General features: G+C 73.0%; 6 protein-coding genes. 1 reads left to right on the top strand and 5 read right to left on the bottom strand.

From position 1 onward, the window contains the following. Nucleotides 1-72: 72 nt before the first annotated feature. Nucleotides 73-1554 (top strand): peptide MFS transporter, encoded by a 1482-nt coding sequence (locus tag AH6_RS22125; protein WP_083983322.1) that lies wholly within the window; start codon nucleotides 73-75, stop codon nucleotides 1552-1554. 46 nt (nucleotides 1555-1600) lie between these two features. On the opposite strand, the gene AH6_RS22120 is transcribed toward AH6_RS22125, so the two are convergent. The 5 genes from AH6_RS22120 to AH6_RS22100 form a co-directional block, all read right to left on the bottom strand. Next, nucleotides 1601-2359 carry an AfsR/SARP family transcriptional regulator gene (locus tag AH6_RS22120; protein WP_067482839.1) on the bottom strand — a complete coding sequence of 253 codons (759 nt, stop codon included), beginning with the start codon at nucleotides 2357-2359 and terminating at the stop codon, nucleotides 1601-1603. Nucleotides 2360-2923: 564 nt separating this feature from the next. After that, complete coding sequence (locus AH6_RS22115) at nucleotides 2924-4048, bottom strand: hypothetical protein (protein WP_067482838.1); 1125 nt, start codon at nucleotides 4046-4048, stop codon at nucleotides 2924-2926. A gap of 5 nt (nucleotides 4049-4053) precedes the next feature. Further along, entirely contained in the window at nucleotides 4054-4584 is a 531-nt protein-coding gene (locus tag AH6_RS22110; RefSeq protein ID WP_067482837.1) for a SigE family RNA polymerase sigma factor, read from the bottom strand. Between the two features lie 76 nt (nucleotides 4585-4660). Then, a complete protein-coding gene (locus AH6_RS22105; RefSeq protein ID WP_218005903.1) occupies nucleotides 4661-6490 on the bottom strand; it encodes a putative glycosyltransferase family protein in 1830 nt (609 codons plus the stop codon). Further along, the gene (locus AH6_RS22100) at nucleotides 6487-7353 is read right to left on the bottom strand and encodes a dolichyl-phosphate beta-glucosyltransferase (protein ID WP_067482836.1); all 867 of its coding nucleotides are present in this window, start codon (nucleotides 7351-7353) and stop codon (nucleotides 6487-6489) included. Before AH6_RS22100 ends, AH6_RS22105 begins: the two co-directional genes overlap by 4 nt. Between the last annotated feature and the right edge of the window lie 48 nt (nucleotides 7354-7401).

The raw sequence follows: 7401 nt of genomic DNA, 5'->3' as shown, positions 1-7401 counted from the left end.
CCAGGTAGGCACTCGCGCGACAGCTGAGGTCTTTGAAGCAGGTCCTAGGCCGGTCATGAAGGGAGTACTGCGATGTCCCTCCGCGAGATCGACGCGGGCCGGGCCGCCGAAGGGGCGGCGGCCCGGCGGCCCCGCTGGTTCGTGACGTTGTTCCTCACCGACATCTGGGAGCGGTTCAGCTTCTACGGGATGCAGGCGATCCTCGTGCTGTACGCGGCGGCCCCGCGCGCCGAGGGCGGGCTCGGGCTGCCGAAGTCGACGGCGGCGATGGTGTTCGGCGTCTACGTCGGGTCGGTGTTCGTGCTGGCGCTGCCCGGCGGCTGGCTCGGCGACCGCGTGCTCGGCGAGCGCCGCGCCGTGACCTGGGGCGGGGTGACGATCGCGGCCGGGCACTTCACGATGGCGCTGCCGGTCGCCGACGCCGCCTACGCCGGGCTGGTGCTGATCGCGGTCGGGACCGGCCTGCTCAAGCCCAACATGCTGGCGCTGCTCAGCCGGTCGTTCCCGCCGGGGGACACCGCGCGGCGGGAGGCCGCCGTCTCGCTGTTCTACGTCAGCATCCAGCTCAGCGCGCTCGCCGCGCCGCTGGTCACGGGCCTGGTGGGGGAGCGCTACGACTGGCACTGGGGGTTCGGCGTGGCCGGGGTCGGGATGGTGCTCGGCGTCGCGCAGTTCGCCGCCGGGCGTCGGCACTTCGGGACATTGGGGGCCGCCCCGCCGCAGCCGCTCGCGCCGGACGAGCGCCGGATCGCGCTGCGCCGGGCGGGCGTCGTGCTGGTGGTGATCACGGCGCTGGTCACGGCGGACGTCGCGGCGGGCACGTTCTCGCCGCTGCACTTCGCCGGGGTGTTCGCCCTGGTCACGCTGACGGTGCCGTTCTGGTACGTGCGGGTGTTGTTGCGCGACCGCTCCTGGAGCCCGGCCGAGCGCGGGCGACTGCGCGCGTTCACCGGCCTGCTGCTGTCGTTCTCGCTGTTCTGGATGCTGGTGAGCCAGTCGGGATCGTTGCTCAACCTGTTCGTCCGCGACTCCACCGACCGCGACGTGGCGGGCTTCACCGTCCCGGCGGGCTGGTTCCAGTCGGCGATCCCGCTGTTCATGCTGCTCACCGCGCCGCTGTTCGCCGTGTTGTGGGTGCGGCTCGGGGACCGGCTGACGATCCCGGCCAAGTTCGCGCTCGGGCTGGCGTTCGCCGCCGCCAGCTTCCTGCTGATGGGCGGCGTCGCGCTCGCGGCCGGGGACGGCCGGGTGCCGGTGCTCTGGGTCGTCGCGGTCTTCTTCCTCCAGGCGTGCGGCGAGGTGGTGATCGGGCCGGTCGCCATCAGCACCTCGGCGGTGGTGGCGCCGGACGCCTTCGTCGGGCGCACCATCGGACTGGTCTGGTTGTTCAGCGCGCTGGGCGCGGGGCTCGGCGCGCAGGTCGTGCACCTGGCCGACGTGTTGTCCGCGCCGGTGTACTACTTCGCGGTCGCCTCGCTCGCCGGCCTCGCCGCCCTCGCGGTGGTACTGGGCGGCGGGGCGGCGCGCCGGGCCTTCGCGGGGGCCGGGGACTGAGCCTCCGCTCTGGCCCGTTCCATTTCGTCGCGCTCCTCCGCCTTCGTCAGACGGCGTCGGCGGTGAGAATGCCGTGGTGCAGGCGGCGCATGTCGGTGTTGGGCTCGATGCCGAGCTCCTCGATGAGGATGCGGCGCAGGTTGTGGTAGACCTCCAGCGCCTCCTGGCGGCGGCCGGTGCGCGACAGCGCCAGCATGAGCTGGTGGTGGAACCACTCGTTGAGGCTGTGCGTGGCGACCAGCTCCTTCAGCTCGCCGATGAGGTGCTGGTGGTGGCCCATCGCCATCTCCGCCTTGATCTTCAGCTCGACGGCGTGCGTGCGCGACTCCTCCAGCCGGACCCGGTACGCCTCCAGCCGGGGCCCGGTCGTGACGTCGGCCAGGGCGGGGCCGCGCCAGAGCGACAGCGCGGTGCGCAGGGTGTGCGCGGCCAGCTCCAGGCGGCCGTTGTCCAGGGCGGTGCGGGCGGCCGAGGTCAGCGTCTCGAACCGGGTCACGTCGATGTCGTCCTCGGGCACCACGAGCGTGTAGCCGCCGTGCCGGGTGACCAGCAGGTGCCGGGCGGCCCACACCGCGTCCCCGTCCCCGAAGCGTTTGCGTAGTTGGTAGATGTAGGTCTGGAGGGTCGTCTGGGCGCTGGCCGGTGGATTGCCGCCCCAGAGTTCCTCGAAGAGCGCGCCGGTCGAGATGACTTCATTCGGTGCGGTGAGAAGCAGGCAAAGGACACTGCGCTGTTTCGGCGCGCTCGGCGTGAGCACGATGTCCCCGCGGGTTGCCTCCAGCGTTCCCAGCGTCTTGAAGTGCATGCCGAATAACCTCCAGTAGGGCTGCGGCGCAGTTGACCGGTGGTTCGCCACTGCTCACTTGATCAAGTGTCGGCCCTGGAGGTGGCAAATTCAATGTCCCTTTTGACTGCTTTTTGTCCACAGTCGGACAGGGCAGTCAAAGACGCCTCTAGCGCCTTAATCATGTCCGTAATCCGGCCTCCAAAAGGGAATGTCGAATTCTCTTCACGTCCCTGTCGTATTGATGAAGGAAAGGTTTCCTTTATGTTGCCTGAACGCCTCGCCCCGGCTCGGCCCGACTTGACTGGTCTACCAGGCTGTCTGGCCTGGTGCGATTCGCCAGGACCAACCGGCCTGATCCGCCGACCCGGTTCGTCGACCTGGCCGCCTGATCCGGTCCGTTGATCCGGTCGGTCGATCCGGCCCGCCGATTCGGTCCGTTAGTCCGGTCGGCTGATCCGGGCCGCTGGCCGGTCCGTTGGTCCAGCCCGCCGATCCGTCCCGTCCAGCCCCTCCGGCTCGTCCGTCCCTTTGAGTCCGTCCCATCCCGTCCGGCCCGGTCCGTTCGCGGCGCCGGGGCGCCCGTCAGTTCGGTGGTCCGTTGCAGCCCGCCGATCCGGCGCCCGTGCCGCCCGTCGTCGGGCACGCCGAGGACGGCGCGGCGGTCGGGGGCCAGTTGCGGCCCGGCACCAGCGTCACCGCGGCGGCGAGCCGGCGCAGGCCCGTCCGGCCGCCGAGGGTGTCCAGCACGCCGGTGCCGCTCGCCTCGGCGAACAGCGCCGCGTCGTGGTCGGCGTCGGGCACGGTCACCCGGGTGCCGCGCTCGGCGGCCGGTCGTCCGTCGATCTCGATGTCGGTGTTCAGTCCGGGGTCGGGTTCCTCCACTCCCACGTCGATCCAGCCGGGCTCGGCGGCCGGGAGTTGCGCGGCCGGGTCTTCCGGTCCGTAGCGCAACGCGCGCAGCGCGCGGACGCCCGTTCTCGGCTCGCGGCTCACGGTGCCGATGAGCCGGTTGCCGTTGCCGAGCAGCGAAGGAGGCACGCTGACCGGCGGCATCACGGTCGCGTTGCCGTCAGGCAACACGCTCTGCGCCGTGCGCTGGGCGACCTCACGATCGACGCCGTCGCCCTTCAGCGACGCGATGGCCCACGCGCCCGGCGCCCACTCCCACGCCACCTCCACCGCGCCCGCCCGCACGATGGGCCGGTCGAGATAGACGGCGGGCCGGTCGTGCACCGGCGGCGCCTTCGGCCCGGACGGCGCCCAGCGTTGGCCGTCGGCCCCGGTCAGCCGGTCGCGCGGGTACAACATGATCACGCCGTCGGCGCGCCGGTTGCTCGCCGGGTCCGACACCACCAGGTGCACGCGCTGCCGGTAGCGGCCCGTCTCGTAGGTGTCGGGGGCGAACCCGCCCGCCGAGCCGACGCGGAAGAACTGGCGCGTCAGCTCGAACTGGGTGGGCGGCGCTACCGGGCGCTGCTGCCGGTCGGGCGGCATGGCCCGGCCGAGCATCGTCGAGGCGACCGCGACGGCCGCGACCACCCCGGCGGCCAGCGTGACGCCGCCCGCCCGGCGGGCCCGCGCGCGGTGCCGCCCGGCCCGCAGCGCCTCGGCGATGTCGACGCCGCCCGGCCCCGGCTCGGCCCCCCGCAGCGGCGCGAGCAGCCGACGGCCGTCCTGCCGGTCGCGGTCCTTCTCGTCGCGGTCCATCGGGCTCACTCCTTCCTCAGGGTGACGAGCATCTGTTCGCCGAGCAGCTCACGCAGCGTCTTCAGGCCGCGCGAGGTCTGGCTCTTCACGGTGCCGGCCGAGCACTGCATGATCTCGGCGACCTCCGCGACCGGCAGGTCGCACAGGAACCGCAACACCAGCACGGCGCGCTGCTTGGGCGGCACCCGCTCCAGCGCGGCGTGCACGACGGTGCGGGTCTCGACGTCGGAGCCGTCGGCCGGGGGCGGCGGGGCCAGCACCGGGGTGTCGCGCGGCGCGCCGGTGAGGCGGACGCGGGTCCACCAGCCGAGCTGCTGGTCGTTGAGGAAACACCGCACCAGCATCCTTTCGACGTAGCGGTCCAGGTCGTCGGCCTGCCGGGCCCGGCGCCAGTGCACGTAGAGGCGGGTGAGGGTCATCTGCACGACGTCGTCGGCGCGGTGGGGGTCCTTGCAAAGGTAGTGCGCGATCCGGCGGAGCCTGGCCAGCCGCGCGCCGACGTACGCGACGTAGTCTTCTTCCTCCGCTGGCCGCATCGGCCGCCTCCCTGGTCGCTCCTCATTCTTTTACGCGACACCGCCCTAGCTCGAAAAGAACCTTCGCCGCCCGATCTCATCCGCCACGTGTGATCGCCCTCACGTCCCACACCCAGACGCCGCCGTCCCACCGGCCGGGGCCGAGGAGCTGCTCGACGGTGGCGCGCAGCGCGGCTTGCTTGTCGCGCGGGCCGAGCACCACCGCGTCGGCGCGCCAGTACCGCAGGTCGGCCCGCGCGGTCTCGCGCTCGGCGTCGGTCACCGCCGGGACCTGCCCCTTGTCGGCCACGTCGCGCAGCAGCGACGCGGTCGGCCGGGGGACCGCGCCGTACACGCCCGTGCGTTCGGGCCCGTACGGGCCGACGAAGTAGCCCTCGGCGAGCGCGAACCCGAGGCCCGCCTCGACCTGCCAGTGCAGCGCGGTCGCGTTGGCGGCGTTCGGCGGTGGCACCGTCACGATCGTGCGGCCGGGCGCGGCGTACCGCTTCCAGACGCCCTGGGTGAAGAAGGGCGGCGTAGGCGGGCGGTCCTCGGCGAGCAGCGGCTTGGGCGCGATCGGCAGCAGCGCCTGGGCCAGCACCACGCACCACAACATGCGCAGCGGCGCGGCCCGCCACGGGGCCGCCTGGGCGACGCCGAGCACCTGGTCGGTGGCCATCGCGACCAGCAGCGCGACGGCCGGGATGCACACCATCGTCAGCCGCGACTCCAGCACCGACTCGTACAGCGGCAGCTTGGACATCAGCAACCACGGGCCGGTGATCCCGGTCGGCTCACCGCCCACCACGATCTCCGGGCCGAGCGACAACACCGTGCACACCACGATGACCAGCGCGAGCGCCGCCGCCGTCGCCTGCCGCCACATCCAGCAGGCCAGCACCACCGTCAGGATGACCAGCGGCCAGCCGAAGAACGCGTTCTGCTCGGTGGTGCTGACGCCGAACGGGCCGAGCACCGTCGGCCCGGCCCAGGACCGGTCGGCGAACCCGGTGATCGCCAGCAGGTCGTTGCCCGCCGGGCCGTGCAGCAGGCTGGCGTAGCTCTGCTCCCCGGCGAACTGGCGCGCCAGCGGGTACGCGGTGATCGCCAGCGAGACCGCGGCGGCCGTGCCGAGCCCGGCCAGCAGCGGCCGGACCGCCGCGCGGACCGCGTCGGGGCGGGCCAGCGCGTACCCGACGCCGAACACCGCCAGCCCGGTGGCCGCCAGCAGCAGGATCTCCTCGCCGAGGAAGATCTGGTAGGCGATGAGCAGGCCGAGCAACACCCCGTTGCGGACCGGTCGTTCGCCGCGCCACAACACCACGATCCGGTCGATGACGAACGGCACCGCGAACAGCACGACGAAGTTGGGGTGCGCGTTGGCGTGCGAGATGACCGGCGGCGCGAAGGCGCAGAACGCCCCGGCGACCCCGGCGGCGACGCGCGAGCGGCCGAGCCTGCGCGAGAACAGCCAGTACCAGGCGAAGCCGGTGGCGGCGAGCCCGCCGGTGAGCACCACCGCCCACGTCACGCTCGCCCCGAACAGCAGCGTGACGGGGGTGAGCGGCACCGACAGGCCCAGCATCACCGTGTTGGCCATCAGGTTTACGCCGAGCGGCGCGTTCTGGAGATGGGTGAACAACGGGTCGTGGAACTCGCTCACCGACCGGGCGGTGACGGCGAAGAACCACTCCCACTGCGTCTGGTCCTGCCCGCCGTTGACCAGGTAGCGGCGCGTCGGATCGGACCACAGCCGCGCGTACACGAACAGGGACGCGAGCAGGAAGCCGCCCGCCGCCGCCAGGTCGAGCGCGGCGGCGCGCGAGAGGAACGGCCGCCGTTCCTCGTCGGTCTCCGGCGGGTCCGCGCTCGTCGGGGGACCGGCCGTCTCGTCGCCCGTCGTGCTGAAGGCGCGCGCCTCGCTCATGCCGCGGGCCTCCCGTGCTCGGTCGCGACCGACGGCCCGGTCAGCCGCGCGGCCACCGGCCGCGCGGCGTCGCGGGACCCGGCGGGACGCGGCCGCCGCCCGTGCGCGCGGCGCATCCGGACGACCTCGGCGATCGTCGTCAGGTAACCGCCGGGGCGCAGCTTGGAGCCGGGCTGGTGCGCCCAGCAGACCGGCATCTCCTCCACCACCCAGCCGAACCGGCGGAACAGGTAGAGGATCTCGACGTCGAAGCCCCAGCCGTCGACGGTGGCCAGGTCGAACGCGGTGCGCGCCTTGGCACCGTCGAACAGCTTGAACCCGCACTGGGTGTCGGCGATGCCGGGGGTGGCCAGCACCTGGATCAGCCGGTTCCCGGCCCGGCCGAGCATGCGGCGCGCCACGTTCTGCCGCACCGTGATCCGCGACGCGCAGTGCGCCCGCGACCCGATGGCGGCGTCGGCCCCGGTGGCGAGCGCGGCCCGCAACACGGCCAGCTCCTCGATCGGGGTGGCGAGGTCGGCATCGCAGACCAGCACCTGGCGGCCCCGGGAGACGCGCACCCCGGCCCGTACGGCATGCCCCTTGCCGCGGTTGGCCGCCGACCGCACCAGGACGATCCGGCGCTCGCGCGCGGCCCGCGTGGCGGCGATCCAGGCCGTGCGGTCGGTCGAGCCGTCGTCGACCACGATCAGCTCCCAGCGCAGCCGGTAGCCGTTGAGGTGGTGCCGCACCGCGTCGAGCGTGGCGAGCAGCCGGGTCTCCTCGTTGTAGGCGGGGATCACCACCGACAGCTCGATGACGTCTCCGGCGGCCCCGGCACGGGCCGGCCCGGAGGGGGTGAGGTCGTACGTTGTCTCGCTCACGCGTACAGGACAGGGCCGGGCCGCCGAAAGGTTGCACGGCGGGGCGAG

It is taken from the genome of Actinomadura hibisca NBRC 15177 (assembly GCF_001552635.1).
GTDB classification, from domain to species: Bacteria; Actinomycetota; Actinomycetes; order Streptosporangiales; family Streptosporangiaceae; genus Spirillospora; species Spirillospora hibisca.
This window is presented reverse-complemented; position numbering and strand designations above follow the sequence as displayed.

What these genes read in the sequence shown, in the direction of transcription:
- AH6_RS22125 (WP_083983322.1), top strand. Translation starts at nt 73, where the DNA reads ATGTCCCTCCGCGAGATCGACGCGGGCCGGGCCGCCGAAGGGGCGGCG.
- AH6_RS22120 (WP_067482839.1), bottom strand. Translation starts at nt 2,359, where the DNA reads ATGCACTTCAAGACGCTGGGAACGCTGGAGGCAACCCGCGGGGACATC.
- AH6_RS22115 (WP_067482838.1), bottom strand. Translation starts at nt 4,048, where the DNA reads ATGGACCGCGACGAGAAGGACCGCGACCGGCAGGACGGCCGTCGGCTG.
- AH6_RS22110 (WP_067482837.1), bottom strand. Translation starts at nt 4,584, where the DNA reads ATGCGGCCAGCGGAGGAAGAAGACTACGTCGCGTACGTCGGCGCGCGG.
- AH6_RS22105 (WP_218005903.1), bottom strand. Translation starts at nt 6,490, where the DNA reads ATGAGCGAGGCGCGCGCCTTCAGCACGACGGGCGACGAGACGGCCGGT.